The sequence below is a fragment of the Pararhodobacter zhoushanensis genome (genome assembly GCF_025949695.1).
GTDB classification, from domain to species: Bacteria; Pseudomonadota; Alphaproteobacteria; order Rhodobacterales; family Rhodobacteraceae; genus Pararhodobacter; species Pararhodobacter zhoushanensis_A.
Window position 1 is genome coordinate 2958824 of sequence record NZ_JAPDFL010000001.1, and the last position, 24755, is coordinate 2983578.

27 protein-coding genes and 2 pseudogenes are annotated in these 24755 nt (G+C 65.4%); 12 read left to right on the forward strand and 17 right to left on the reverse strand.

What is annotated here, in order from left to right; translation table 11 throughout:
• Window positions 1-148 precede the first annotated feature (148 nt).
• Complete coding sequence (locus tag OKW52_RS14795; protein ID WP_127108810.1) at window positions 149-562, forward strand: DUF7282 domain-containing protein; 414 nt, start codon at window positions 149-151, stop codon at window positions 560-562.
• A gap of 141 nt (window positions 563-703) precedes the next feature.
• Here OKW52_RS14795 and OKW52_RS14800 read toward each other — a convergent pair whose 3' ends face one another.
• The 3 genes from OKW52_RS14800 to OKW52_RS14810 form a co-directional block, all read right to left on the reverse strand.
• Window positions 704-1150 carry a hypothetical protein gene (locus OKW52_RS14800; RefSeq protein WP_264506392.1) on the reverse strand — a complete coding sequence of 149 codons (447 nt, stop codon included), beginning with the start codon at window positions 1148-1150 and terminating at the stop codon, window positions 704-706.
• Between the two features lie 148 nt (window positions 1151-1298).
• The gene (locus tag OKW52_RS14805; protein WP_264506393.1) at window positions 1299-1694 is read right to left on the reverse strand and encodes a (R)-mandelonitrile lyase; all 396 of its coding nucleotides are present in this window, start codon (window positions 1692-1694) and stop codon (window positions 1299-1301) included.
• Window positions 1695-2074: 380 nt separating this feature from the next.
• Window positions 2075-4333 (reverse strand): adenosylcobalamin-dependent ribonucleoside-diphosphate reductase, encoded by a 2259-nt coding sequence (locus OKW52_RS14810; protein WP_264506394.1) that lies wholly within the window; start codon window positions 4331-4333, stop codon window positions 2075-2077.
• Window positions 4334-4476: 143 nt separating this feature from the next.
• On the opposite strand from OKW52_RS14810, the gene OKW52_RS14815 reads away from it, so the two are divergent.
• Window positions 4477-4902, forward strand: a complete 426-nt coding sequence (locus OKW52_RS14815) for a DUF1489 family protein (protein ID WP_264506395.1) — start codon at window positions 4477-4479, stop codon at window positions 4900-4902.
• Window positions 4903-5216: 314 nt separating this feature from the next.
• Here the strand turns inward: OKW52_RS14815 and OKW52_RS14820 are convergent, their stop codons facing one another.
• The 4 genes and pseudogenes from OKW52_RS14820 to hisS all read right to left on the reverse strand — a co-directional run bounded on the left by OKW52_RS14820 (window position 5217) and on the right by hisS (window position 9141).
• Window positions 5217-5879 carry an HAD family hydrolase gene (locus tag OKW52_RS14820; protein ID WP_264506396.1) on the reverse strand — a complete coding sequence of 221 codons (663 nt, stop codon included), beginning with the start codon at window positions 5877-5879 and terminating at the stop codon, window positions 5217-5219.
• Window positions 5876-6566 (reverse strand): annotated as a pseudogene (gene hisG, locus OKW52_RS14825) (ATP phosphoribosyltransferase). Before hisG ends, OKW52_RS14820 begins: the two are co-directional and overlap by 4 nt.
• Window positions 6563-7663, reverse strand: a complete 1101-nt coding sequence (locus OKW52_RS14830; protein ID WP_264507715.1) for an ATP phosphoribosyltransferase regulatory subunit — start codon at window positions 7661-7663, stop codon at window positions 6563-6565. The pseudogene hisG and the gene OKW52_RS14830 overlap by 4 nt, the downstream one beginning before the upstream one ends.
• Entirely contained in the window at window positions 7657-9141 is a 1485-nt protein-coding gene (gene hisS / locus OKW52_RS14835) for a histidine--tRNA ligase (RefSeq protein ID WP_264506397.1), read from the reverse strand. The genes OKW52_RS14830 and hisS overlap by 7 nt, the downstream gene beginning before the upstream one ends.
• Window positions 9142-9269: 128 nt before the next feature.
• Between hisS and OKW52_RS14840 the strand changes: the two genes are divergently transcribed.
• On the forward strand, window positions 9270-9473 hold the full coding sequence (locus OKW52_RS14840; RefSeq protein WP_127107361.1) for a SlyX family protein: 204 nt from the start codon (window positions 9270-9272) through the stop codon (window positions 9471-9473).
• Between the two features lie 626 nt (window positions 9474-10099).
• On the opposite strand, the gene groL is transcribed toward OKW52_RS14840, so the two are convergent.
• From groL to OKW52_RS14865, 5 genes and pseudogenes are all read right to left on the reverse strand, one after another.
• The gene (gene groL, locus OKW52_RS14845) at window positions 10100-11746 is read right to left on the reverse strand and encodes a chaperonin GroEL (protein WP_264506398.1); all 1647 of its coding nucleotides are present in this window, start codon (window positions 11744-11746) and stop codon (window positions 10100-10102) included.
• A gap of 71 nt (window positions 11747-11817) precedes the next feature.
• A pseudogene (locus OKW52_RS14850) lies at window positions 11818-12106 on the reverse strand (co-chaperone GroES).
• Between the two features lie 118 nt (window positions 12107-12224).
• Window positions 12225-12491, reverse strand: coding sequence for a hypothetical protein (locus OKW52_RS14855; protein ID WP_264506399.1), 267 nt, complete (start codon window positions 12489-12491; stop codon window positions 12225-12227).
• Window positions 12488-12997, reverse strand: a complete 510-nt coding sequence (locus OKW52_RS14860; RefSeq protein ID WP_264507716.1) for a DUF2953 domain-containing protein — start codon at window positions 12995-12997, stop codon at window positions 12488-12490. The genes OKW52_RS14855 and OKW52_RS14860 overlap by 4 nt, the downstream gene beginning before the upstream one ends.
• 13 nt (window positions 12998-13010) lie before the next feature.
• The gene (locus OKW52_RS14865) at window positions 13011-13379 is read right to left on the reverse strand and encodes a GerW family sporulation protein (protein ID WP_164736638.1); all 369 of its coding nucleotides are present in this window, start codon (window positions 13377-13379) and stop codon (window positions 13011-13013) included.
• A 53-nt stretch (window positions 13380-13432) separates the two neighbouring features.
• Here OKW52_RS14865 and OKW52_RS14870 point away from each other — a divergent pair, with 53 nt between their 5' ends.
• Window positions 13433-13948: a phosphatase domain-containing protein gene (locus OKW52_RS14870; RefSeq protein ID WP_264506400.1), complete on the forward strand. Its 516-nt coding sequence runs from the start codon at window positions 13433-13435 to the stop codon at window positions 13946-13948.
• Window positions 13949-14018: 70 nt separating this feature from the next.
• Here the strand turns inward: OKW52_RS14870 and OKW52_RS14875 are convergent, their stop codons facing one another.
• Window positions 14019-14693: a DUF2161 domain-containing phosphodiesterase gene (locus OKW52_RS14875; protein WP_264506401.1), complete on the reverse strand. Its 675-nt coding sequence runs from the start codon at window positions 14691-14693 to the stop codon at window positions 14019-14021.
• A gap of 296 nt (window positions 14694-14989) precedes the next feature.
• Window positions 14990-15154, reverse strand: coding sequence for a hypothetical protein (locus tag OKW52_RS14880; protein WP_264506402.1), 165 nt, complete (start codon window positions 15152-15154; stop codon window positions 14990-14992).
• A 176-nt stretch (window positions 15155-15330) separates the two neighbouring features.
• Here OKW52_RS14880 and OKW52_RS14885 point away from each other — a divergent pair, with 176 nt between their 5' ends.
• A complete protein-coding gene (locus OKW52_RS14885; RefSeq protein ID WP_264506403.1) occupies window positions 15331-16251 on the forward strand; it encodes a manganese-dependent inorganic pyrophosphatase in 921 nt (306 codons plus the stop codon).
• Between the two features lie 233 nt (window positions 16252-16484).
• Here the strand turns inward: OKW52_RS14885 and OKW52_RS14890 are convergent, their stop codons facing one another.
• On the reverse strand, window positions 16485-17720 hold the full coding sequence (locus OKW52_RS14890; RefSeq protein WP_264506404.1) for an aminopeptidase: 1236 nt from the start codon (window positions 17718-17720) through the stop codon (window positions 16485-16487).
• A gap of 130 nt (window positions 17721-17850) precedes the next feature.
• Between OKW52_RS14890 and OKW52_RS14895 the strand changes: the two genes are divergently transcribed.
• Together OKW52_RS14895 and OKW52_RS14900 are read left to right on the forward strand one after the other, a co-directional pair.
• Complete coding sequence (locus tag OKW52_RS14895; protein ID WP_264506405.1) at window positions 17851-18732, forward strand: TIGR01459 family HAD-type hydrolase; 882 nt, start codon at window positions 17851-17853, stop codon at window positions 18730-18732.
• Between the two features lie 102 nt (window positions 18733-18834).
• Window positions 18835-19401 (forward strand): NADPH-dependent FMN reductase, encoded by a 567-nt coding sequence (locus tag OKW52_RS14900; protein WP_264506406.1) that lies wholly within the window; start codon window positions 18835-18837, stop codon window positions 19399-19401.
• On the opposite strand, the gene OKW52_RS14905 is transcribed toward OKW52_RS14900, so the two are convergent.
• A complete protein-coding gene (locus tag OKW52_RS14905) occupies window positions 19398-20600 on the reverse strand; it encodes an MFS transporter (protein ID WP_264506407.1) in 1203 nt (400 codons plus the stop codon). The genes OKW52_RS14900 and OKW52_RS14905 overlap by 4 nt on opposite strands.
• Window positions 20601-20818: 218 nt before the next feature.
• Between OKW52_RS14905 and OKW52_RS14910 the strand changes: the two genes are divergently transcribed.
• The 5 genes from OKW52_RS14910 to OKW52_RS14930 are packed head-to-tail and all read left to right on the forward strand — an operon-like array spanning window position 20819 to window position 24452.
• Window positions 20819-21304, forward strand: coding sequence for a MaoC family dehydratase (locus tag OKW52_RS14910; RefSeq protein WP_319800475.1), 486 nt, complete (start codon window positions 20819-20821; stop codon window positions 21302-21304).
• A gap of 34 nt (window positions 21305-21338) precedes the next feature.
• Window positions 21339-22265, forward strand: a complete 927-nt coding sequence (locus OKW52_RS14915) for a bifunctional riboflavin kinase/FAD synthetase (protein WP_264506408.1) — start codon at window positions 21339-21341, stop codon at window positions 22263-22265.
• Between the two features lie 53 nt (window positions 22266-22318).
• The gene (locus tag OKW52_RS14920) at window positions 22319-22900 is read left to right on the forward strand and encodes a GNAT family N-acetyltransferase (RefSeq protein ID WP_264506409.1); all 582 of its coding nucleotides are present in this window, start codon (window positions 22319-22321) and stop codon (window positions 22898-22900) included.
• A 41-nt stretch (window positions 22901-22941) separates the two neighbouring features.
• Window positions 22942-23403, forward strand: coding sequence for a YcgN family cysteine cluster protein (locus OKW52_RS14925; RefSeq protein ID WP_264506410.1), 462 nt, complete (start codon window positions 22942-22944; stop codon window positions 23401-23403).
• The gene (locus tag OKW52_RS14930; RefSeq protein WP_264506411.1) at window positions 23403-24452 is read left to right on the forward strand and encodes a threonine aldolase family protein; all 1050 of its coding nucleotides are present in this window, start codon (window positions 23403-23405) and stop codon (window positions 24450-24452) included. Before OKW52_RS14925 ends, OKW52_RS14930 begins: the two co-directional genes overlap by 1 nt.
• Window positions 24453-24485: 33 nt before the next feature.
• Here the strand turns inward: OKW52_RS14930 and OKW52_RS14935 are convergent, their stop codons facing one another.
• Window positions 24486-24737 carry a DUF1294 domain-containing protein gene (locus OKW52_RS14935; protein ID WP_264506412.1) on the reverse strand — a complete coding sequence of 84 codons (252 nt, stop codon included), beginning with the start codon at window positions 24735-24737 and terminating at the stop codon, window positions 24486-24488.
• Window positions 24738-24755 lie beyond the last annotated feature (18 nt).

The window sequence follows — 24755 nt, forward strand, 5'->3', positions numbered from 1 at the left end:
GTCGAAGGCCCCGGACAAGCCAGAACCCCGCGCCAGAAGGCCGCCGCAGAAAAAATGGTGAAAAAATTCCCGTCCCTGAAACTTGTGCGGAAATCCTTACGTACCTTCCTCACACGATCGCAAAATGGTCCAAACAAAGGAAGCACCGATGAAACTCTTCACCCTTGCCACCCTCGCCACGACCCTTGCTGCGACCCCCCTGCTGGCCGATGATCACATGGCGCCGATGGTTGAAGCCTCGAACCAGAGCGTTGCCAATGGCGTGGTGAGCGCGACCAAGATCGTCGCACCCGCGAATGGCTGGATGGTCGTGCACCGCACCGATGCCGAAATGCGCCCCGGCCCGGTCGTTGCCTATGCCCCGATCCGCGAAGGCGAGACCACGGATGTCGCCGCGATCCTGACCGAAGCTGTCGCCCCCGGCGATATGCTGATGCTCATGGTCCATGGCGAAGCGGGCGGCATGTCGACCGGCATCTTTGAATACACCCTCGGCGCGTCCGAGGATGGCCCTCTGCGCATTGACGGCAATCTGGTGATGACGGTGATCACCGCCGAATAAAGATTATGACCGCCAGGTCAGCGGCGGTTTGCTTGCGTAACGAGTGATTGATCACGAGTGAATGTCCCGTACCGAGTATCACCGGGCCGCCCCAAAGCGGCCCGGTATTTTCGTGCCCAACCGGGTGCACAACCGCCTCGTTCAGACTGCGACGCGCAGGGCTTGTGGCAACAGCCTTGCCACGCCGATGGTGTCGAAGGCGTCCCACCCGGCATCCGGGCGCACCCCCACCCGCTCGAGCGCAGCATTGATGCTGGCGAGCCCTGCGCTCACCGGCATGGTACGCTCGCAACCGTGATACACCGTTGCCCATTGGGCGCTGTCGTCGTCCAGATCCTCGGTATGGATCAAGGCGACCGGCTCCAGCCCCAGTTCCGACGCAAAGCGCAGCGTGACGGGTTTGTCAGGGGCCATGTCAGACAGCTGACGATCCTCGACCCCCAGCCTGCGCGCGCTGGCGCGTGCCAGATCGGGGTCCAGCGCCACGATCACGAAATCACCCGCCTCGAGCAAGGTGAGACCCAGTTTAGCGGCGGCCACGGCATCGCCGGGTCCGCGCGCAACCAGAGCCGAAAGACTGTGCGCCATGCCGTGTCACTCCCGCCTTGTGCTACCGCTCGATGCTGCACTGCGGCACATCGAGCGGTCAAGCGCGAGACGGGCGTTGCCCCGGCAACGCCGCACAATGAGACAGACGTGCCGAAAGGTTAACCAAATCTGAAACGCAGCGCGGGGTTTACCCGGCGTAGTCCGCGTCGGACACGTGCTCTTGCCAGTCGACGCTGATCCCGTCGATGGCCTCCTGAAACGCGATATGGGTCATCGCCGTGTCCGGCCCTGCCCCGTGCCAATGCCGTTCGCCCGCCGCAAACCACACAACATCGCCCGGGCGGATCTCTTCGATCGGGCCCCCCTCGCGCTGGACACGGCCACAGCCTTCGGTGACGATCAGGGTTTGGCCCGCCGGATGGGTGTGCCACGCCGTGCGCGCGCCCGGCTCGAACGTCACCCGGACGCTGATCACCGTACCCGGAGCGTCGGCGGTGTTCAGGGGATCAAGGCGCACGGCGCCGGTGAAATAACCCTCTGGCCCCGCTTTCGACGGGGCGGTTCCGGCGCGCATGATACGCATGGGGGTCTCCTGCTGATTGGGGCGAGCCTGCCAGCTCACGGCGGCTGCCAGTGTGTGCAAGCCTTGCGCGAATGTCCATCGGCGGCTTCCACCGGCTCGTGAGCCGTTTCAAACCCGTCACCGACCTGCCGGACCATAACCCTGGATCGAGGTCCAAGCCGAGGCCGCGACAGCGTCAGCCTGACCTAACCGCCGCCACCGGGGCAGAGCGCCCGGACGACGGATCAAACCACCAAAACCCGCTTTATGCCTCTTACATTGATATAAGAAAAAACCACCGGCTGCGCCGCAGCCGGTGGTCATTCGGTCCGTGCCGAAGGGTTACATCACCCCGGAAATGGCCAATTTACTGTGGGTCCAGCATTCGCCAGTCCCCACCTTCACCCGCATTTCGAATGCCCGCAGGCGCGGCAGGTCATGCAGCCTTCGATCATCACCAGCTCATAGGCCCCGCAAGACGGGCACGAGGCCGGACGTACGGTGCTGGTCACCGGTCCGGCCTTGGGGTCGGACTTCAGCCCCAAGCCCTGCCCTTCGATAAAGCCGATGGCGATCAGGTGTTCTTCGATCACGCCGCCAATCGCGGCCAGAATCGAGGGGATGTATTTGCCCTGCATCCACGCCCCGCCACGCGGATCGAAAACGGCCTTCAGCTCTTCAACCACAAAGGACACATCGCCCCCACGCCGGAACACCGCACTGATCATCCGCGTCAGGGCGACGGTCCAGGCATAATGCTCCATGTTCTTGGAGTTGATGAACACCTCGAACGGCTGCCTGCGCCCGCCGACGATGATGTCATTGACGGTGATATAGATCGCGTGCTCGCTCACCGGCCATTTCAGCTTGTAGGTCTGGCCCTCCAGCGCCTCGGGGCGGTCCAGCGGCTCGCTGAGATAGATCACCTCGGCCCCGGTATCGGTCTGGGGCGCCTTATCGCTGGTCTCGGAAACGGTCAGCACCGAACCGGTCACGGCATTGGGCCGGTAGGTCGTGCAGCCCTTGCAGCCCATATCCCAGGCCGCCATGTAGACATCCTTGAAGGATTGAAAATCAATGTCTTCCGGGCAGTTGATGGTCTTCGAGATACTCGAATCCACCCATTTCTGCGCTGCGGCCTGCATGCGCACATGGTCCATCGGGGCAAGGGTCTGGGCGCTGACGAAATACTCGGGCAAAGGCGCATCGCCGTTCTTTTCACGCCACAGGGCGACGGCGTAATCGACGACCTCTTCCTCGGTCCGCGAGCCGTCTTTCTGCAAGACCTTGCGGTTATAGGCATAGGCAAACACCGGCTCGATCCCCGAACTGACATTCCCGGCATAGAGACTGATCGTCCCCGTCGGCGCGATCGAGGTCAGCAGCGCGTTGCGGATGCCATGCGCGCGCACGGCTTCGCGCACATCGTCATCCATCGCCTGCATCGTGCCGGAGGCGAGGTATTTCTCGGCGTCAAACAGCGGGAAGGCCCCCTTCTCGCGCGCCAGATCGACCGAGGCGAGATAGGCCGCCCGCGCAATCGCCCGCATCCACGCGTCGGTCTGCACAACGGCGTCATCCGAGCCATAGCGCAACCCCATCATCAGCAGCGCATCGGCCAGACCGGTGACGCCCAGACCGATGCGACGTTTGGCCTCAGCCTCAGCCGCCTGCTGCGGCAGCGGGAATTTCGACGCGTCGACCACGTTATCCATCATCCGCACAGCCGTGCGCACCAGCGCGTCCAGCTCTGCCGCATCAATGCCGGCATCGCGCTCGAACGGTGCCTTGACCAGCCGGGCCAGATTGATCGACCCCAGCAGACACGCGCCGTAAGGCGGCAGGGGCTGCTCTCCGCAGGGGTTGGTGGCGGCAATCGTCTCGACGTAAGCAAGGTTGTTGGCGGTGTTGATCCGGTCGATGAAGATCACACCCGGCTCGGCATAGTCATAGGTCCCGCGCATGATGCGGTTCCACAGATCCAGCGCCTGCACGGTGCGGTAGACGCGGCCATTGAACTGCAGATCCCACGGACCGTCGGCCTTGACCGCCTCCATGAACGGATCGGTCACCAGAACCGACAGGTTGAACATCCGCAGCCGGGCGGAATCCTGCTTGGCGGCGATGAAATCCTCGATATCGGGGTGATCGCAGCGCATCGTCGCCATCATCGCACCCCGGCGGCTGCCCGCCGACATGATCGTCCGGCACATCGCATCCCAGACATCCATGAAGCTCAGCGGCCCCGAGGCATCGGCCGCCACCCCATGCACCACAGCGCCCTTGGGGCGAATGGTGCTGAAATCATACCCGATGCCGCCGCCCTGCTGCATGGTCAGCGCGGCCTCTTTCAGCATCTCGAAAATGCCGCCCATGCTGTCGGGGATCGTGCCCATGACGAAGCAGTTGAACAGGGTGACAGCGCGGCCCGTCCCGGCCCCGGCCAGAATACGCCCGGCGGGCAGAAAACGGAAATCTTCAAGCGCAGCGTAGAAGCGATCCTCCCACAGCGCCGAATCGCTCTCGACCGAGGCCAGATCACGCGCCACGCGCCGCCAGCTGTCTTCCAGCGTGGCATCGAGGGGGGCACCACCGGCATCCTTGAGCCGGTACTTCATGTCCCAGATCTGCTCGGCAATGGGGGCGGAGAAACGGCTCATCGGGCGTCCTGACGGCAAGTGTTTGGCTGTAGGGAGAGCGACGGAAGATAGTCTGCCGCCACGCCGGGGTCAACGCATTGAACCGCGACGGAACGGCGGGATCGCGCCTTGAACTTGCGGGGCTTCGGGGCACATATGGGGTCATGACCGTTCATATCCTCAAACTCTGCGTCGGCTGCAGATCGATTGAGGATCTCGCCGACTGGCAGATCCAGCGCGCCAGCGAGCGGCCCGACGGGCTGCCGCGCCATGTTACCCGCATGTGGCCAAAACGCGCGGATGAGATCACCGATGGCGGCTCGATCTACTGGATCATCAAAGGCCAGGTGTGCGTGCGCCAACGCATTGTCCGGCTGGACGAGGTGGTCGGCGATGACGGCATCCGCCGCTGTGCGCTGGTGCTCGACCCCGAACTGGTGCGCCTCCAACCCGCGCCCCGCCGCCCCTTCCAGGGCTGGCGCTACCTGTCACCGGAAGACGCCCCGCGCGACCTGCCCCAATACCGCGCCGGCGATGATGAACTACCGCCCGAGCTGGCCGAAGCGCTGGCGGAATTCGGCCTGAGGTAGGCGCGGCTCGGACCCCATCGAGGGGTCCTCGCCGCGGCGGGTTGCCACCCGCACCCGCTTCAAGGGACGCACGCGCCCCTTGAAAATCCCCGTGGATATTTGGAGCATAAAGTTGAACAAAAAGCGGCACGCATCCCGGGGACACGCGCCGCCAACTTCATGCACGGTCATCGGCATCCCTGCCTGTACCGTGCGATGACACTCGCCGCAAAGCGTTAACAAAGGCTGAACGCCGCCCCAACTTTATGCCCTAAATATCCTGGGGGGTGAATTTGGCTTTAGCCAAAGAGGGGGGCTAGCCCCCTTACCCGCTCTCAGCCTTGCGCACGCAACAGCAAGGGCATCATCGCTGCCACCAGCGCCCGCGCGCCATTGGGCTCGTAATCCCACCCCAGCCAGCCGCGCTTTTCGGCGGCGGCGATGTTGGCGGCGGTGTCGTCGATGAACAGGATCTCGAAGGGCGCCATGTCCAGCGCTTTCTCCACCGCCTCGAACGCCGCCGGGTTCGGCTTCATCAGCCCCGTCTCGCCCGACGCGAAGAACGCATCCACGCGTTCGGCCCAGCCGGCATCCTGCGCGATCCAGCGGGCGCGGCGGGTTTCATTGTTGGTAAAGATCGCCTGCACGATCCCGCCCTGCGCCAGCATCTCGACGATGCGTTCCAGTTCAGGATCCGGGTCGTGATCGGTCTCGAACCACAGCTCCAGCACATCCTCGGGCGCAAGCTCCACACCCGTGCTTTCTGCCCAGTCCGCCAACCGGTCCATCACGTCGTCCTTGCCGGTGAACAGCGCCGCCTTGTCGCGCCCGAACACCGCCTTGCCCATCGCCGCCGCGTCGATGCCAAGCTCACGACCAACCAGCGCCTGCCACGGGAATATCCCCTGCGCATCGGGCCGCCCGGCGCGGTTGAGCACGCCGTCGAAATCCCAGACCACGGCACGCACGGCCTCGAGTCCCTCGATCACCTCGCTCATGCCAGACGCTCCCGCAGTGCCTGCATCGCGGCGGTTTCGCCCGCATCCAGCGCCGCAGCACGCGTTGCATACAGCGTCGCCTGTGACAGCAGGATCGGCTCGGTATCAAGGATTTTCAAATGGTTGGCGCGCAAGGTCTCCCCGGTCGAGGTGATATCCGCCACCGCCTCGGCCGTCAGATTGCAGAATCGTGCCCTCGGTCGCGCCCTGGCTGTCGACCAGCTGATAATCCGCCACCCCATGCGCGCGCAGGAAGTCGCGCACCAGCCGATGATACTTCGTCGCGATCCGCAGCCGGAACCCGTGATCGGCGCGGAACGCCGAGGCCGCCGCGTCCAGATCATCCAGCGTTTCGACATCGACCCAGCACTCGGGCACCGCAATGATCAGGTCGGCATGGCCAAATCCCATCGGTGCGATTTCCTCGACCACCGCCTGCCAGTCCGCCAGCTTCTCGCGCACCAGATCGGTGCCGGTGACGCCCAGATGGATGCGCCCCGCCGCCAGTTCGCGCGGGATCTCGCTGGCCGAAAGCAGCACCAGCGAGACGCCCTCGACCCCTTCGACAGCGCCCGAATACTCGCGTTCAGCGCCGGTGCGCTTCATGGTGATGCCGCGCTCGGCGAACCACTCGAACGTCTTCTCCATCAACCGGCCCTTCGAGGGCACGCCAATCTTCACGCTCATGCCGGGTCTCCCAGTTCGACCAGCAGCGCGGGCCGGATCACCCCACCCACCGCCGGGATCGAGCGCCCCTGCCCCAGCACCGCCGTCAGCGCGTCATAGCGCCCGCCCGTGGCCACAGGGGCCAGGTCGGGCCGCGCCTCGGCATAGAAGCCAAAGACGAAACCGTCGTAATATTCCAGCGTGGTGCGCCCATAGGCGGCTTCGAAATCCAGATCCTCGACCGCGACACCATGCGCCGACAGCACCACCAGCCGTTGCTCGAACAGGTCGAGCGCCGGGGCGATCCACGGCATCTGCCCGGCCAGCCCGCGCATCGCCACCAGCGCCTTGGGCGCCTTGTCGGCCACCGCCACCAGCGCCTCCAGCGCATCGACCACCGCGCCGGGGATCGCCGGCGTCGCCGCATCCTCGGCCAGTCGCGCCATCCGTGTCTCGATCTCGGCGCGCGAGCGCAGACCGATCTGCGGCGCCAAACTCTCCACCGGATCGCCCGCCGCCAACCGTTCCAGCAGCGCCGCGCGCCCCTTGGGCAGCGGCGCACGGTCCGCAAACCGCTCCAGCAACGCGCGGAACCGTGAAGGCCGCCACAGGTGCCGCATCAGCGCCGCCTTGCGCGTGGCGCTTGTCGGCAACCCCCGCACCGCCGCGATCAGCACGCCAATGTCGCCCGTAGCTGCGCGCAACCCCTTGCCCGCCAACATGCGGGAAAACAACGCGAAAACCTCGGCATCGGCGCGCAGAGGCTGGTCGCGGTCAAAGACCTCGTACCCTACCTGCAGATACTCCGAGGCCCGGCTCCTGCCGCCCTCCTGCTTGCGAAACACCTCGCCGCTGTAGCAATAGCGCGCCGGTTCCGCCCCCAGCGCCATATGCGCCTGCACCACCGGCACGGTAAAATCCGGGCGCAGCATCATCTCGCCCTGCACCGGATCGGTGGTCACATAGGCGCGCGCGCGGATATCCTCGCCATACAGGTCCAGCAGCGTTTCCGCCGGTTGCAGCACCGCCGCCTCGACCGGCACCGCGCCCCAGCTCTGGAACGCGCTGAACAGACGCTGCGCTTCGGCGCGGGCGACGGGTGACGGCGTGCTCACGATGCCTCCAGCATGGCCTTGACGGTGGCCACCAGCTCACTGAGCGGCACCTCGACCTGCGCGGGCCGCTCTTTCCATTCCTCCAGCGTCGCACTCTCGGCGATCTTGGCGCCCAGCACCAGATCCTTGATCTGCACCACCCCGCGCGCCGCCTCATCCGAGCCCTGGATGATTGCCACCGGAGAGTTGCGTTTATCGGCGTATTTCAACTGGTTGCCAAAGTTCTTGGGGTTCCCGAGATAGACCTCGGCCCGAATGCCCGCGCGGCGCAGATCGCGCACCATCGCCTGATAATCGGCCATCCGCGTGCGGTCCATCACCGTCACCACCACCGGCCCCGCCGTATCTGCCACGACGCGCCCCTTGGCGGTCAGTGCGGCCAGCAGACGGTCCACGCCGATGCTGACGCCGGTTGCCGGCACGGCTTGACCCGTGAAGCGCTTGACCAGATCGTCATAGCGCCCGCCCCCGGCCACCGAGCCGAACTGCCGCTTGCGGCCCTTCTCGTCGAGGATCTCGAAGGTCAGCTCGGCCTCATAGACCGGCCCGGTGTAGTAGCCAAGCCCGCGCACAACCGAGGGGTCAATCACCACCCGGTCCGCGCCATAGCCCTGCGCGGCGAGCAGCGCGGCCATCTCTTCCAGTTCGGCCACGCCTTCCGCACCCGTCACCGAGTCCCCGACCAGCCGCCGCAACTCGGCGCAGGTCTCGGCACCGCTGTCGCGGCGGGCAGCGGTGAAGGCCAGCACGATATCCGCCGAGGCGTCCGGCAGCCCCGCCCCCTTGGTGAAATCGCCGCTGTCATCCTTGCGGCCTTCGCCAATCAGCGCGCGCACCCCGGCCTCGCCCAGCCGGTCCAGCTTGTCGATGGCCCGCAGCACAATCCCGCGCTCCTCGGCAAAGCGCTCCGGGTCCGTCGGGTCCAGCACCCCCGCCGCCTCCATCACGCCGTTCAAAACCTTGCGGTTGTTGATGCGCACGATGAAATCGCCGCCCAGCCCCAAATCCTCGAACACATCGGCCAGCATGGCGCAGATCTCGGCATCGGCGGCCACCGTCGAGGCCCCCACCGTATCCGCATCGCATTGATAGAACTGCCGGAACCGCCCCGGACCGGGCTTTTCATTGCGCCAGACCGGGCCCATGGCATAACGCCGGTACGGCGACGGCAGATCATTGCGATACTGCGCCGCAACCCGCGCCAGCGGCGCGGTCAGATCATAGCGCAGCGCCACCCAGTCCTTCTCGTCCTCCTGCCAGGCGAAAACCCCCTCATTCGGGCGGTCCACATCCGGCAGGAACTTGCCCAGGGCTTCGACCGTCTCGACCGCACTGGTCTCCAAAGGATCAAAGCCATAGCGATGATACACCCGGGCAATCCGGTCCAGCATCTCTTTGCGCGCGGTTACCTCGGCGCCGAAATAATCGCGAAATCCCTTGGGCGTTTCGGCCTGGGGGCGGCGTTGCTTGGTCTTGCTCATGGATCACCCGTTCTGCTCGCGCGAGGTCTACCCCAAGGGGCGCGGCACGACAAGAAGGCGGGCACCTGCCCGCGCCCGCACCCGAACACCCGATTGACGCCGCCATGGCTCCCGGCGCATTGTGGGCCATGACCAACACCGACGCTCTTGAAGAACGCATCGCCCACCTGACCCGCGCGGTCGAGGATCTGTCGGATATCGTCCGCGCGCAGGGGCTGCAACTGGACCGCATGACCCACCGCGTCCGCATGCTGACCGAGCGCGAGGCTGAACGCGACGCCGCCGATGGCGTGCAGATCCCTCTGACCGACCAACGGCCACCGCATTACTGAACCGCCTACGCGTCGGCGCAACCAACGTCTCGGCGCCAGCGATCATTGCGACACCTGCTCGCCCCTGTACCGTCGATAACCGGCGAAGCAGCGCGCGCGCCGGGAAGTGCCTTGATCTGGTGCGAACATCCCACCGGCAGGTGTGACATGCGCCCCTGCTCGGCCAATCCCCACGCAGCACCGCGCCCAACAACAAAGATCAGCAGCGGCACGCCGCCAGAACACGGCTAAGGCCCCCGCACAGCCGCGCCGCAAAAGCCGTCCATCGCCCACCGCTCCCGCCCCCTCGGACAGCGGAACGTCTACCGCATAGGTCCGCAAAGCACCACGCGCCAGCACCGCCCGGCCCCTCACCTTGCCCCACATCCGCACCCACCAGTGCCGCATCCCCGCGGCTCACCGGCTGCACCTGCCCTTTCATCTTGCCCCAAATACGCACGCGCCGCTCCCGCAGCACCCCGGCCTGAACCGCGCGCAACAGCCGGGCCGCCCGCGGCACGCGGGCAGGTCCGGGCGGGGGGCGCCGGGGGGCCCTGGCCCTCCGGCGCCCCCCGCCATTCCCGTTCACCAAAGAAAAAGGGCGACCCGAAGGCCGCCCTTTCCCGTCTGTGCGTTTCCGCGGCAGATTACATCATGCCGCCCATGCCGCCCATGCCACCCATGTCGGGCATGCCGCCGCCAGCGCCTTTCGGCTCCGGCTTGTCAGCGATCATGGCTTCGGTGGTGATCAAGAGGCCCGCGATCGAGGCTGCATCTTCCAGCGCGGTGCGAACCACTTTGGCCGGGTCAATGACGCCGAACTTGAACATGTCGCCATATTCTTCGGTCTGCGCGTTGAAGCCAAAGGTCTTGTCGTTCGATTCGCGGATCTTGCCCGCCACGACAGCGCCGTCGACGCCGGCGTTTTCAGCGATCTGACGCATCGGCGCTTCCAGAGCGCGGCGCACGATGGCGATACCGGCTTGCTGGTCGCTGTTCGCACCCACCAGATCGGCCAGGATCTTCGCACCCTGAACCAGCGCCACGCCACCACCGACAACGATGCCTTCTTGCACGGCAGCGCGGGTCGCGTTCAGCGCGTCATCGACGCGGTCCTTGCGCTCTTTGACTTCGATCTCGGTCATGCCGCCGACGCGGATAACGGCAACACCACCGGCCAGTTTGGCCAGACGCTCTTGCAGTTTCTCTTTGTCGTAATCCGACGAGGTCTCTTCGATCTGCTGACGGATCTGGGTGACCCGGGCTTCGATCTCGGCCTTGTCGCCAGCGCCATCAACGATGGTGGTGGTGTCTTTGTTGATGGTGATCTTCTTGGCCACGCCCAGCATGTCCATGCCGACGCTTTCCAGCTTCATGCCCAGATCTTCCGAGATCACCTGACCACCGGTCAGGATCGCGATGTCCTGCAGCATGGCCTTGCGGCGATCGCCAAAGCCCGGGGCTTTGACCGCAGCGATTTTCAGACCGCCGCGCAGCTTGTTGACCACCAGCGTCGCCAGGGCTTCGCCCTCGACGTCTTCGGCGATGATCAAGAGCGGCTTTTGCGACTGGATCACTTGCTCGAGCAGCGGCACCATCGGCTGCAGCGACGAGAGTTTTTTCTCGTGCAGCAGGATGTAGCAATCTTCCAGATCCGCGATCATCTTGTCGGGGTTGGTCACGAAGTACGGCGACAGGAAGCCGCGATCGAACTGCATGCCCTCGACAACTTCGACCTCGGTCTCCATGCCTTTGTTTTCTTCGACGGTGATCACACCCTCGTTGCCGACTTTCTGCATCGCGTCAGCGATGAAGCGGCCGATGTTGGCTTCGCCGTTGGCCGAGATCGTGCCGACCTGCGCCACTTCATCCGAGTCAGCGACCGGACGGGCAGCAGCCTTGATCGACTCGACGACTTTCAGGGTCGCCATGTCGATGCCGCGCTTCAGATCCATCGGGTTCATGCCGGCGGCGACGGCTTTCATGCCCTCGCGCACGATGGCCTGAGCCAGAACCGTCGCGGTCGTCGTGCCGTCACCGGCTTCGTCATTGGTGCGGGAAGCGACTTCCTTCACCATCTGCGCGCCCATGTTCTCGAACTTGTCGCTCAGCTCGATCTCTTTGGCGACCGTCACACCGTCTTTGGTGATGCGCGGGGCGCCGAAGGACTTGTCGATGACCACGTTGCGGCCTTTGGGACCCAGCGTGGTTTTCACAGCGTCGGCCAGGATGTTCACGCCGCGCAGCATGCGGTCGCGGGCGTCGGTGCCGAATTTGACTTCTTTAGCAGCCATGTGTGGTGCTCCAATGTCTGAAGGTGGGTGTAGGGTGCGCGGATCGGCGCACCGTTACCGGAAAGTCGAAATCAGGCGATAACGCCCAGGATGTCGCTTTCTTTCATGATCAGCAGCTCTTCGCCGTCGACCGTCACTTCGGTGCCCGACCATTTGCCGAACAGGACGCGGTCGCCGGTTTTGACAGCCATGGCGATCAGCTCGCCCGAGATCCTTGCGCGCGCCTTCGCCGCAGGAAACGATCTCGCCTTCAGCGGGTTTTTCTTTCGCCGAATCGGGGATGATCAGTCCGCCTTTGGTCTTTTCTTCGCCTTGGACGCGGCGCACCAGCACACGGTCGTGGAGGGGTTTGAAAGCCATCTGTGAACACTCCCTAGGTTCCAGGTTCTATTCTCTTAGCACTCGCCGTTGGTGAGTGCTAACGACCCCGAGATAGGCAACCTGACCCAGCCTGTCAACAGCCGCTTGGCGGGAAATTTTACGCGTCCTGCCCGCGGGCCGATTGCGCGAACTGCCCCCAGACATCGGGCGCCAGCGCCTCGATCTCGGCGCGGCTCAGAACCCCGCCGTCAGGCGCAAAAGCCGCGATGCCGTCCGGCCCGGCGATCAGGATCGCGACAGGGTCCTTGCGGCCCCAACCGACGATCCGCTCGCCCATCATCTGGGCACCCGCCCCGCTGCGTGCAAGGGCGGCGACCCGAAATCCTTTTGCCATCATGACCTTACCCAGCGAAACTTCGCTCATCGCAGCGCCCAGACCAGCCGCGCCGCCAAGGGCAGCAACCGCGCGGGCACCAGCGACACCGCTAGCTCGGCCTCACCCTCCAGCGTCTCGCGGTCAAAAACCGGCACCAGCCGCAGCCAGCGCCCGCCCCCCAGCGCGGCCAGAGGTGCCGCGAGCCGACCGTAAAGCTCGCCCGTCATCGCCGGGTCTTCCAGCCCGAACCACAGCGCCCCCCGGCAGGTCTCAACCCTGATCTTGCCCAAGGCCTCCAGCGCCGCGCCCGGCAACAGCCGCAGGAACTGTTTCGGCGGTCGCCAGCTCCCCGCCTTTGCCTTGGCCTTCGGGGCTTCGCGCCGGGGCTTGCGCGGTCGCGCGCTGTCCAGCAGCGCAAACCGTACCAGCCCCCACAACAGCCCCAGCTCCACCCGGACCCGCGCCGGGGTGCTGTTTACCTCGGCCCGCAGACGGACCGGCGCGACCACGATCACCGCCAGCACCGCGCCCAGCCCCAAGAGCATCCACGCCACAACGGCCAAGCGCTTACTCCGCGTCGGCAGCCTTTTCGGCCGCCTTGCCGCCGCGCGCTTTGATCACCTTGGCCACGGTCGAGCCGATCGCCTCGGCCATCGTCGCCGCATCGCCACGGATCGCCTCGACCCGCGCGCCGCCGTCGTCGATGATGATCGCGCCGACCGGCCGAATCCCACCGCCCGCAGCCGTACCCATGCCGCTGCCCTGCGCAGCAGCCGGGCCGGTGCCGCTGCCCGCACCAAAGCCGAAGCCGTAGCTGACAATCGGGATCACCGTCGCCCCGTCACGGTCTATCGGCGTGCCCAGTACATTCTTGGCGTTCAGCAGTTTATCCAGCTCGTCCACCGTGCTCTGCAGCAGTTTTGCGACGTCATCCATGATCCGACTCCCTTGCGTTTGGGATATCATCGCGCAAAGCGCAGGCCTTCGCCATGACTTGGATCACTTGCGCGAAACCCGGCGCGCGGCTACGCCAATGCCATGCGTTTCACCATCTCCCCCTGCCCCTGCGCCACGGCACGCTGGCCCTCTGCGCCGTGCCCGCCGGAACTGACGCGCGCGCGGCCCTCGCCGCGTTTGCGCCTTCGCTGGTCGTCTCGATGACCGAGCCGGACGAGATGGAAAATTTAGGCGCAGGCGACCTCCCCGACTGGCTCACCGCCCAAGGCATCCTCTGGCGCGGCTTCCCCATCCCCGATTTCGGCACGCCACCGCCGGGGGCTGACTGGGCTGCGCTTGCCCGCGACGCCGCCCGGATCCTCGACGCCAAAGGCCGCGTCTTGCTGCACTGTCGTGGCGGCCTCGGCCGGTCCGGCATGATCGCCCTGCGCCTGATGATCGAGGCGGGCGAAGAACCCGACGCGGCCCTGAAACGGCTGCGCCTCGCGCGCCCTGGCGCGGTCGAGACCGAGGCGCAAGAACACTGGGCGACCGCGGGACAGTGTTAAGATTTCCTGAATAGTACCACCTAAGTGGTTGATTTATATAAATCTGCGAAATGTCCCATCGTGGGACACCCTACTCCGGCAGCGCCCCGTCCCAGTCCGCCAGCCCCTTGCGGCCCGCTGTCGTCAGCCCGTAAACGCCTGTCGAGACCCGCTCGAACCACCCATAGTGATTATCCGCCATGATCCGCGTCGCCACCGGCACACCGGTATCGCGCGCCACCGCCGCCCCCTTGGCCGCCCCGTATTCCGCCAGATACGCCGCACATCTGAGCGCATCCTGCCGATACCCCGTCACCAACCCGTGCCGCGTCGCCCCGCCCGCGTTCGGATCGCCCTGACGGCGGGCAAACTCGGCCTCCAGCTTGCCCCGCTTTACCTTCGACCCGCGCGGCGCATACGGCCCCGGCTCGGCCAGCACCTCGACAAACCCGTCGCGCCCCCGCACCGTGATCAACCCCAGCCCCAGCCTGCGGCACAGCGCCGTGTTCTCCTTGATCATCCGCCGCGCCGCCGCCCCCTCAGGCCGCAACACCGCCAGATAGACCTGCGGGCTCAGCGCCAGCCGCGCGATGCCCTGATGATAGAGCGCCAGCGAGAACTTCAGCTTCATCTCGACGATGACCGGGTCCGCACCCCCCATCGCCACCAGATCCGCAGCCCCGATCTCGCCCTTCACGGTCAGACCGCGGGCCTCGAAATGCGCCTTCAGCGGCGGGTACAGATCAGCTTCGCGGGTGACGGTCATGATCGCTTCTAGCGCGCCCCGGAACCCGGGGGAACCGGCAGCGTCAAGGCTGCGTGCTGATGATCCCGCTCGTCCTCGCGCGTGTCGCCGCCGCCCTGTTGATCGCGGCTGCCTGGAGCCTGCTTGCCCCGCTTCCCGACCGGCTTGAGGGCTTCCTGATCGCGCTGGCGGGCGGTGCGCTGATCGTGTCGATCATGTCCGACCCGGTCGACCGCGCCGCACCCCTCTCCCCTAACTGGTACTGGCCCTGTCCCTGCTGGCGGGTGCTGGCGCCTTCATGCGCCTCGACCGGCTGGTCAAACGCCGGAGGGGGCCGGGTCCGGCACCGCCCTGCTGCTCTCGCTGGCCGCGCCGATCGGCACGCTGACGCTTGCCGAGCTCAGCGGCACAGCCCTTGCCATCATCCGCGTCTTTGCCGCCGGGGTCGTCGCGGCCTCGCTGGCGACCGAGGTCTTTTCCAAGGCCTACAACCAAGACAGCCTCGCCACCGGCTTTGCCATCGCGCTGGGACGGGTCGCGGCGCAAGGGCTGGGGCCGCTGGGGGGATAGGCGCTGCGACCTTGGTGACTAGTGACATCCCTCAGGGCTTTGCCTATAACCCGCGCGAAAATTCGCCGCAGCGCACGGGACACTTCACATGACGATTCAGGTTTTTGGCCACAAATCCCCCGACACCGACTCGACCGGTTCGCCCATCGCCTGGGCCTGGTATCTGAGCGAGATCAAGGGCACCCCCGCCAAGCCCGTGCTGCTGGGCGAGCCGAACACCGAAGCGGCCTTTGTCCTCAAGCATTGGGACCTGCCCAAACCCGAGATCATCGCCGGTATCGAGGCCGGTGCACCGGTAGTGATCGTCGACACCAACAACCCGGCAGAGCTGCCCGAGGGGATCAACAAGGCCGATATCCTTGCCATCATCGACCACCATAAACTGGTCGGCGGTCTGGAAACCAACGGGCCGATCGAGATCACCGTGCGCCCGTTGGCCTGCACGGCGACGATCCTGCATGACCTGATGGGCGACGACCTCGCCCGCGCCCCGCGCGGCATCAAGGGCGCGATGCTGTCGTGCATCCTGTCCGACACGCTGGAATTCCGCTCGCCCACCACGACGGCGCATGACCGCGCGGTGGCAGAGAAGCTGGGCGCGGATCTGGGCGTTAACCTGAATGAGCTGGCGACGGAGATGTTCGAAGCGAAATCGGATGTCTCGGCCTTCTCCGACGCCGCCCTGCTGCGCATGGACAGCAAGGAATACACCGTCGCGGGCAAGGAGCTGCGCATCTCGGTGCTGGAAACCACGGCGCCCAAATTGATCCTTGATCGCAAAGCCAGCCTGATGGCCTCGATGATCGACGTCGCCAAGGAAGACGGCGCGGATCAGGTGCTGCTGTTCGTGATCGACATCCTGAACGAAGAAGCCACGCTGCTGGTGCCCAATGCGCTGGTCAAGGACATGGCCGAGAAAAGCTTCGGTGCGACCGTTACCGGCGATACCGTCGTGCTGCCAGGCATCATGAGCCGCAAGAAACAGATCATCCCCTCGCTGTCGCTGTAAGCGCAGGCAGGTGCGGCGCTCAGGGGCATCGAGCCCCTTCGCGCCGCCGGGGGCGCTGCCCCCCACGCGCTGACGCGCTCCCCCGGGATATTGAGAGAGCAAAGAAACAGGGGGCGGGCGCGAACCGGCCCTTTTTCTTTGCTCTGTCAAATATCCACGGGAGGAGTCCAGAGGAGGGGGCGTGCCCCCTCCTCTGGGCGGGGAGTCCGGGGGCGGCAGCCCCCGGCCCTGCGTCACGCCCATTCGCCCTTGCGCATCACCGGCACGCGCTCGCCGCTTTGGCTGATGCCGTCGATGTCGATCTGACCCGAGCCGATCATCCAGTCGATATGGATCGCCGAGGCATTGCCGCCGCGGCGCGCGACCTCGTCGGTGTCCATCTTGTCGCCGCCGTGGAAACAGGTGGAATAGCACTGCCCCAGCGCGATATGCGAGGCGGCGTTTTCGTCGAAGAGCGTGTTGTAGAACAGCATGCCCGATTGCGAGATCGGCGAGCCATGCGGCACCAGCGCCACCTCGCCCAGACGCCGTGCACCCTCGTCGGTATCGAGCACTTTCTGCAGCACCGCCTCGCCCTTGGTTGCCTTGGCCTCGACGATGCGGCCCTCTTCGAACCGCACGGCGATATTCTCGATCAGCGTGCCCTGATGCGACAGCGGTTTCGTCGCGCAAACCGTGCCGCTCACCCGCAGCCGGTGCGGCGTGGTGAAGACTTCTTCGGTAGGGATATTGGGGTTGCACAGGATGCCGCTGGTGGTCTGCGTCGCGCCAGCCACCCATTTGTGCCCATCGGCCAGACCGATTGTCAGATCGGTCCCCGGCCCGGAATACTGCAGTGCGGAAAAGTTCTGGCCATCCAGCCACGCCGACCGGCGCCCCAGTTCCGCGTTATGGCTCAGCCAGTTCTCCACAGCGCCGTCGTCCTCGACGCGCGACGCAGCAAAGATCGCCTCGGCCAGACGCCGCTGCGCGTCATGCGCGCTCAGCTCGGGCGAGACCAGCCGCGCCCAGGCTGCGTCCGGCCAGGCGACAATCGTCCAGTTCGTCGCAAAGCGGGTGATCCGGTCGCGCGCCCCCGAATAGGCCATCGCCATCGCCCGGTTGGCGCGGGCGACCTTGTCGGGGTCTTGTTCGGACAGCAGCATCGGGTCGCCCCCGGCAATTGCCAGCCGTGCCGCGCCCTTGTCATAGGCCGCAGCCATGCCGTCAAACAGCCAGCCCGCCGCCGCATCAAACGAGTCGTCACGCGCCTGGGCATAGCGCGCCAGAGTCACCTGATCGTCCGACAGGATCGGCGTGACCAGCCCCGCGCCCGCCTTGTAGGCGTGCTCGGCGATGCGCCGCACCAGCGGCAGCGCGCCGACCGGCGCCGTCAGGACCAAATCCTGCCCCGGTTGAAGGTTGAGCCCGACGCGCACGGCCACTTCGGCCAGCCTGTCGAGTTTGACGGGATCTATCGGGTCTTGCATTGCGTTACCTTGTTCCTTGATGGGGCAAAGCTGAGCCGTTGCCCCGATGTGTCGCTGAGGATAAACCCACCCTGCCTGCCGTCAATGCCAGCGCCCGGTGCTCTGCGCCGAAACCGTGAAAGGACTGCCCGTGACTGATGTGATCGCCTCGCTTTCTGAGATTTCGGCACCGTATGATGTGCTTTACTGCGATCTCTGGGGGTGCCTGCACAATGGCAAGGCCTTGTTCCCGCAGGCGGTTTCCGCCCTGCAGACGTTCCGGGCCAAAGGCGGCGCCGTGGTTTTGCTGACCAACGCGCCACGCACCAAGCACGCCGTCAAGCGTCGGCTTGACCAGATGGGCCTGCCCGAGGATGCCTATGACGCCATCGCGGCGTCCGGCGATGCGACGCAGATCGCGATGCTGCAAGGCGCTGCCGGGCGCAAGCTGTGGCATCTGGGGCCGGGCAAGGATGAGGATCTGTTTTCCATCATCCCCGACTGGCTGCAGGACCAGCCTGCCATCGAGCGCGTCCCGTTCGAGGAAGCCGAGGGCATCATCTGCACCGGACCGTTCGACGAATTCAACGACACGCCCGAGGATTACCGCGGTCGCTTCCTTGCCGCCAAGACGCGCGGCCTGAAGATGCTGTGCGCCAACCCCGATCTGGTGGTGGATCTGGGCGAGCAGCGCATCATTTGCGCCGGGGCCCTTGCGCAGCTCTATGAAGAGATGGGCGGCGAGGTTCTGTCCTTCGGCAAGCCGCATCCCCCGGTCTATGACGTCGCGCGCAACGCGCTGGCGGCCAAGGGTATCACCTATGAGAACGACGCGATCCTTGCCATCGGCGACGGGATCCGCACCGATCTGCGCGGCGCACAGGGCGAAGGCATCGACGCGCTCTTCGTCACCGGCGGGCTGGAGGCCGATCGCTTTGGCCCTGATGTCGAGTACCCCGATCCCGCACTGCTGACCGCCTGGCTCAAGGCCGAAGACCTGCACCCGCGCTACACCATCGGGCGTTTGCGCTAAGCACCGCCTGCAGCGCTTGAGACCATACGTAAACGGCCTATCTCGTCCTGTGCAGGCGCTGCTTTTTCAGTGCCTCTGACCTTTTCTGACTCTGGAGCCCCCATGACCCCTACCCTCAAGATCATCCTCGGATCGACCCGCCCCGGCCGCAAAGGCCCCGTCGTGGCGCAATGGTTCGAAACCGTCGCGCGTGCGCATGGCGCGTTTGACGTCAGCCTTGTCGATCTTGCCGACATGGACCTGCCGCTGCTCGATGAGCCCAAGCATCCGGCGATGCAGGACTACCAGCACGACCACACCAAACGCTGGAGCGCGGTGATCGGTGAGGCCGACGCCTTTGTCTTCGTGACGCCGGAATACGATTTCTTTGCCCCTGCCTCGCTGGTCAACGCGATCCAGTGCCTGAGCCGCGAATGGAAGTACAAGGCCGCTGGCGTCGTCAGCTATGGCGGCATCTCGGGCGGCCTGCGCTCGATGGAGGTGCTGCGCGGCCTGCTGGTCAACAAGAGCGTCATGCCGCTGGCCCAAAGCGTTCCGCTTCCCTTGTTCACCAACCACATCACCGATGATGGCCGCTTTGACGCCAACGAAAAGATGGTCGAAGGCGCAAATCTGATGCTGGACGAACTGGCCAAATGGACCGGCGCGCTCAAAACCCTGCGCGGTTAACCCGGAACGTCTGACGGCGGGCGCAAGCGGCCCAGCAGGATGCCGCCCACCGCCGTCAGCGCGCAAAAGCCCATCATCGGCCCCAGCGCAAAGACCCAGTTGCCGCCGCCGAACGACACCGCGGCGGCAACCAGCGGTGCGCCGATGAACTGCCCCATCGACGAGCCCTGCATCAGCATGCCATTGCCCGCACTGATATGGCGCAGGCTGGGCGTATAGCGCGGCACGCAGGTGAACAGGGCGGGCGGGATCAGCCCGCCTGCGAACGAGAACGCCAGACACAGCGCCACCCGCAGGCCCACCGACGGGCCGGGCAGGAAGATCCCCAACGTACTCACCGCCATGACCCCGGTGGCGATCAGGATCATCGGACCGGGTTTCCAGCCCCGGCGGATCAACGCACCGCCGAACAGGCAACCGGGCACGTTGATCAGCACCACCAGCGCGGTCATCAGCGCGGCGAAACCAAGATCGGCGTTGAAGCTCTCGGTCAGGAAGGTCGGCAGCCAGGCCATCAGCGTGACCCACTGGAACGCATAAGCAAAGAATACCAGCGCAATCAGCTGAAAGCCGCGCGTGCGCAGCGCCTCAAGCGCCAGCGGCAGGAACGGCGCGCGGTTGGGCGCGGGCAGGTCCAGCCGCTTCATCTGACGCAGCGCGGCCCAGGCAACGAACGGGCACAGCGCCGCGATCAGCCACCAGACGCCGCGCCAGCCGAAGAGATGCAGCAGGACCGGTGAGGCGAGCATGGTCAGCGCCATGCCGAAGGGGTGGTAAATGCTCCAGATCCCCAGCACCATGCCCTGATCGCGCGGGGCTGCCGCAGAAACCATCGCATAGGGCAGTGATACGGTCACGGCGACAAATCCGACGCCCTCGACCAGACGGCTGACCATCAGCCAGACCAGATTGGGCGATAGCGCGCCCAGAATGCCGCCCGCGACGATGCAGCCAAACCCCAGGGCCACCAGACGCTGCCTGCCTGCCTGCTCGGCCAAGCCGCCAAGAAGCACGGCAATGGTCATGCCCAGCACGTTGAACAGCGACAGCACGAACCCGCCAGCGATCAGCCCGAAACCCATGTCAGACCGCATCAGTGGCAGTGCCGGCGGCAGCTTGCCCACCTGCGCCGAGGCCATGGCCCCGGCCAGCGTGATGATCGCCACGGCGCCCCAGGCTGTCTTGTCTCGGCTGGTCACGGGCCCCTCCCTGCTCGGTCTGCCGGATGGCTAGCGGGAATGACCGGCAAAGGCCACAGGGCGCGGGCTTGCTTCACCTATTAAGTAAAGCGGCCAGAATCGTCGCGCAATTAAATTGCCCTTCTTTCTTTCCATGCGCACTATAATTACCTTAAGACTTGCGCCAACCCGCCAAACCGGCTATGCTGCACTGCAACATCCCCTTTTGAGACCCGGAAATGGGACACAACAACGGAACCCGCGCCATGCTCGACAGTCGTCCCAAGGATAACCTGCCCCGCGGCACGATCTGCATCGAGGATCTTGAGGTCGGCCTGATGCGCTATTTGCGCAAGGAAATCACCGACCGCGACATCGCGCTGTTTGCCGAGGTCTCGACCGACCACAATCCGGTGCATCTGGATGACGCCTACGCCCGCGACACGATTTTCGAGGGACGCATCGCGCATGGCATGCTGACGGCGGGCCTGATTTCAGCGGTGATTGGCGAACAATTGCCGGGACATGGCACCATCTACATGGGCCAGAACCTAAAGTTCCTTGCCCCTGTGCGCCCCGGCGATGTGGTGCTGGCCGAAGTCACGGTGCGCGAGATCGACTACGCCAAGCGCCGGGTTACCCTTGATTGTCGGTGCTCGGTGGGCAATACCACCGTTCTGAAAGGCGACGCGCTGGTTCTGGCGCCAAGCCGCAAATTCGACTGACGCCGCGACCGCGCGGCAAGCGCCGCGGGGCAGCATGAAACACATCACCACCTGGAGCGGATTGGACGCGGCGCTGAAAGGCGCCTCGGTCGCGATGGGCAATTTCGACGGGGTTCACCGGGGCCATCAGGCCGTGATCGACGCCGCCCGCCGCCCTGACATGCCGCTGGGCATCGTGACGTTCGAGCCGCACCCGCGTCAGGTCTTTGCCCCCGATGCGCCCCCCTTCCGGCTGATGAACGCCGAGGCGCGCTCCAACCGGCTGGCCAAGCTGGGGGTCGCCTTCCTGTACGAGCTGCCTTTTACCCGCGCTCTCGCTTCGCTCACGCCCGAGGACTTCGCGCGGTACGTGCTGGCCGAAGGGCTGGGCATCAGGCATGTCGTTGTCGGTGCCGATTTCTGCTTCGGCAAAGGCCGCGCCGGTACTGCCCAAACGCTGCGCGAGGATGGCGAACGCTTTGGCTTCGAGGTGACGATTCAACCGCTGGTCGGCGGGGATGAGGGCGCGATTTCCTCGACCGCGATCCGCGCGGCCCTGGGCGACGGCCGGGTGCGCGACGCCGCCGACATGCTGGGCCATTACCACCGCATCGACGGCGAGGTTCTGCACGGCGAGAAGCGCGGCCGCGCGCTGGGCTATCCGACCGCGAATATGGCCGTCGAGGGCCTGCACCTGCCCAAGCTGGGGGTTTACGCCGTCAAGGTCGAGGTGCTGAGCGGCGACCATCGCGGGTTCTATGACGGCGTGGCCAGTCTGGGCGTGCGCCCGATGTTCGGCGAAAACACGCCGAACTTCGAGGTCCATCTCTTTGATTTCGCCGGGGATCTCTACGGTCAGCACCTGAGCGTCGCGCTGGTCGAATACCTGCGGTCCGAGGCCAAATTCGACGGGCTGGACGCGCTGATCGCCCAGATGGACGCTGACAGCGAACAAGCGCGCGCGATCCTGATCAACGGTTGACAGAAACAGCGCACAAGGGAACACTTGCGGAACATTGCGCAAGAGGTGCCCCTATGTCCAATGCCCTTGTCATCCGCCCGTTGACGCCCAATCTGTCTGACGATTTCAAGACGGTCATGGGCCCCTCGGGGGCCTGTTACGGCTGCTGGTGCACCGCGTTCATGATGCGCCCGAAGGTGCGGCAGGCCAGCACGCCGGATGAACGGCGCGATCTGTTCCTGAACATTGTCGCTGAAGGCCCGCCGCCCGGCCTGATCCTCTACCGTGACGGCGCACCGGTCGGCTGGATGCAGATCGGCCCGCGCGCGCTGGTGCCCGAATGGAACAACCCGCGCCGCAGTTCTACCCCGCTGCCCGACGCGCCCGCCGATGATCCGGGCGTCTGGGCGATCACCTGCTTCTTCCTGCACACCAGGCACCGCGGCCAGGGTCTGTCGCACGCGCTTGTCGCCGCCGGGATCGACCATGCCCGCGACAACGGCGCGCGGGTGCTTGAGGCCAGCCCGATGGATCAGGCGAAGCGGTCCAAAAGCATCGGGCTGTTTGTCGGCTCGACCTCGGTGTTCGAGAAAGCCGGGTTCGAGACCGTCGCGCGGCAAAAACCCAACCGCCCGCTGATGCGCTTCACCCTCTGAGGCCCCCTTTCCTTTCGCGCGTGAAACGTTAGGGTCGCGGCATGAACACGCCCTCTGCCCTGCGCCCCAAATTCTGGGAAACCGAGCCCCTGTCCAAGATGACGCTGCCCGAATGGGAAGCGCTGTGTGATGGCTGTGGCAAATGCTGTCTGAACAAGCTCGAGGACGCCGACACCGGCGAGGTGTTCTTCACCCGCATCGCCTGCCGCCTGTTCGACGACAAAAGCTGCCAATGCGGCAATTACGCGAATCGCAAATCCATCGTGCCGGAATGCGTCATGCTGACCCCCGACACGCTGAAAGACATCAGCTACTGGATGCCGCGGAGCTGCGCCTACCGCCGCCTGAATGAGGGCCGCCCGCTGGAAGCCTGGCATCCGCTGATCAGTGGCGATCCGGAATCGGTTCACCGGGCGGGGATTTCGGTGCGCGAAGAGACGGTCAGCGAATACGACGTCGCCGACGACGATTGGGAAGATTACATCATCGACGAGGAGATCTGATGTTTCTGGCATCCGACAACACTTCGGGCGTGCCCGAGCAGGTTCTGGCCGCTCTGGGTCGCGTTAATGACGGGTTCTCATTGGGCTATGGCGCCGATGATCTGATGCAGCAGGTGCAGGCCAAGATCCGCACGCTGTTTGAAGCGCCCGATGCGGCGGTGTTTCTGGTTGCCACCGGCACCAGCGCCAATTCGCTGGCCATCGCCACCTATGTGCAGCCGTGGAGCGCGGTCTACTGCCACCGCCACGCGCATATCGAGGAAGACGAGTGCAACGCGCCCGAGTTCTACAGCAACGCCAAGCTGTCGCTGCTGGACGGCGATCACGCCAAGATCGACGCACAAGCCCTTGAAACTACACTGACGAACGCCGCCGAAGGGGTGCATCATGTGCAGCCCGGCCTGCTCAGCCTGACCAACCTGACCGAACGCGGCGCGCGCTATACGGTGGCCGAGGTGACGCGGCTGGCCGCTATCGCCAAGGCCAAAGGCCTGCCCGTCCACATGGACGGCGCGCGCTTTGCCAATGCGCTGGTGGCCGAGGGCTGCACGCCTGCCGAGATGACGTGGAAAGCGGGCGTCGACGTGCTCAGCTTCGGCGGCACCAAGAACGGGTTGCTGGGCGTCGAGGCGGTGATCTTTTTCGACCCCGCCAAGGCCTGGGAATTCGAACTGCGGCGCAAGCGCGGCGGGCATCTGTTCTCGAAACACCGCTTCCTGTCGGCGCAGATGGACGCCTATCTGACCGACGATCTGTGGCTGGATCTGGCCCGCACCGCCAACGCGCGGGCCGAGGCGCTGGAAGCCGGTCTAACGAAAGCCGGTGTGCGACTGCTGCACCCGCGCGGCGGCAACATGCTGTTCGCCGAATTCCCGCTCAAGGCGCACGACGCGCTGCGCGCTGCCGGAGCCGTCTATTACGACTGGCCCGCCCCGCCGCCGCAGGGCGCGGGTGGCGATCATCCGCATCAGTGTCGTCTGGTGGCGTCCTGGTCAACGACCGAGGCGGATATTGCCCGCTTCATCGAAGTGCTGACAGCCGCGCTGTAACACCGGCAGGCGCGCCGTCACTCTGGCCGTCACTCAGCCCGCCAGATACGAGATCGAGTAGATCGCGGCCATGGCGACGATCTGGACCGCAAGGATGCCGTTAAGCTGCTGGCGAAACGGCTCTTTGCGGATCTTGTGACGCAGGGCCATCTGGGCGATCTTTGCCCCGATAGAGCCGCCCAGAAACGCCAGCGCCAGCAGCCTGTCCTCGGAAATACGGCGTGCCCCGGCAATCGCCGCGGCCTTGTCGCGCGCGAAGGCGACATAGGCGGCGATGTTGACCACGCATAAATACAATCCGAC

Bases quoted from the DNA above. Each gene is read 5' to 3' on its own strand.
- OKW52_RS14795 (WP_127108810.1), top strand. From the start codon at position 149: ATGAAACTCTTCACCCTTGCCACCCTCGCCACGACCCTTGCTGCGACC.
- OKW52_RS14800 (WP_264506392.1), bottom strand. From the start codon at position 1,150: ATGGCGCACAGTCTTTCGGCTCTGGTTGCGCGCGGACCCGGCGATGCC.
- OKW52_RS14805 (WP_264506393.1), bottom strand. From the start codon at position 1,694: ATGCGTATCATGCGCGCCGGAACCGCCCCGTCGAAAGCGGGGCCAGAG.
- OKW52_RS14810 (WP_264506394.1), bottom strand. From the start codon at position 4,333: ATGAGCCGTTTCTCCGCCCCCATTGCCGAGCAGATCTGGGACATGAAG.
- OKW52_RS14815 (WP_264506395.1), top strand. From the start codon at position 4,477: ATGACCGTTCATATCCTCAAACTCTGCGTCGGCTGCAGATCGATTGAG.
- OKW52_RS14820 (WP_264506396.1), bottom strand. From the start codon at position 5,879: ATGAGCGAGGTGATCGAGGGACTCGAGGCCGTGCGTGCCGTGGTCTGG.
- hisS (WP_264506397.1), bottom strand. From the start codon at position 9,141: ATGAGCAAGACCAAGCAACGCCGCCCCCAGGCCGAAACGCCCAAGGGA.
- OKW52_RS14840 (WP_127107361.1), top strand. From the start codon at position 9,270: ATGACCAACACCGACGCTCTTGAAGAACGCATCGCCCACCTGACCCGC.
- groL (WP_264506398.1), bottom strand. From the start codon at position 11,746: ATGGCTGCTAAAGAAGTCAAATTCGGCACCGACGCCCGCGACCGCATG.
- OKW52_RS14855 (WP_264506399.1), bottom strand. From the start codon at position 12,491: ATGAGCGAAGTTTCGCTGGGTAAGGTCATGATGGCAAAAGGATTTCGG.
- OKW52_RS14865 (WP_164736638.1), bottom strand. From the start codon at position 13,379: ATGGATGACGTCGCAAAACTGCTGCAGAGCACGGTGGACGAGCTGGAT.
- OKW52_RS14870 (WP_264506400.1), top strand. From the start codon at position 13,433: ATGACTTGGATCACTTGCGCGAAACCCGGCGCGCGGCTACGCCAATGC.
- OKW52_RS14875 (WP_264506401.1), bottom strand. From the start codon at position 14,693: ATGACCGTCACCCGCGAAGCTGATCTGTACCCGCCGCTGAAGGCGCAT.
- OKW52_RS14885 (WP_264506403.1), top strand. From the start codon at position 15,331: ATGACGATTCAGGTTTTTGGCCACAAATCCCCCGACACCGACTCGACC.
- OKW52_RS14890 (WP_264506404.1), bottom strand. From the start codon at position 17,720: ATGCAAGACCCGATAGATCCCGTCAAACTCGACAGGCTGGCCGAAGTG.
- OKW52_RS14900 (WP_264506406.1), top strand. From the start codon at position 18,835: ATGACCCCTACCCTCAAGATCATCCTCGGATCGACCCGCCCCGGCCGC.
- OKW52_RS14910 (WP_319800475.1), top strand. From the start codon at position 20,819: ATGGGACACAACAACGGAACCCGCGCCATGCTCGACAGTCGTCCCAAG.
- OKW52_RS14915 (WP_264506408.1), top strand. From the start codon at position 21,339: ATGAAACACATCACCACCTGGAGCGGATTGGACGCGGCGCTGAAAGGC.
- OKW52_RS14920 (WP_264506409.1), top strand. From the start codon at position 22,319: ATGTCCAATGCCCTTGTCATCCGCCCGTTGACGCCCAATCTGTCTGAC.
- OKW52_RS14925 (WP_264506410.1), top strand. From the start codon at position 22,942: ATGAACACGCCCTCTGCCCTGCGCCCCAAATTCTGGGAAACCGAGCCC.
- OKW52_RS14930 (WP_264506411.1), top strand. From the start codon at position 23,403: ATGTTTCTGGCATCCGACAACACTTCGGGCGTGCCCGAGCAGGTTCTG.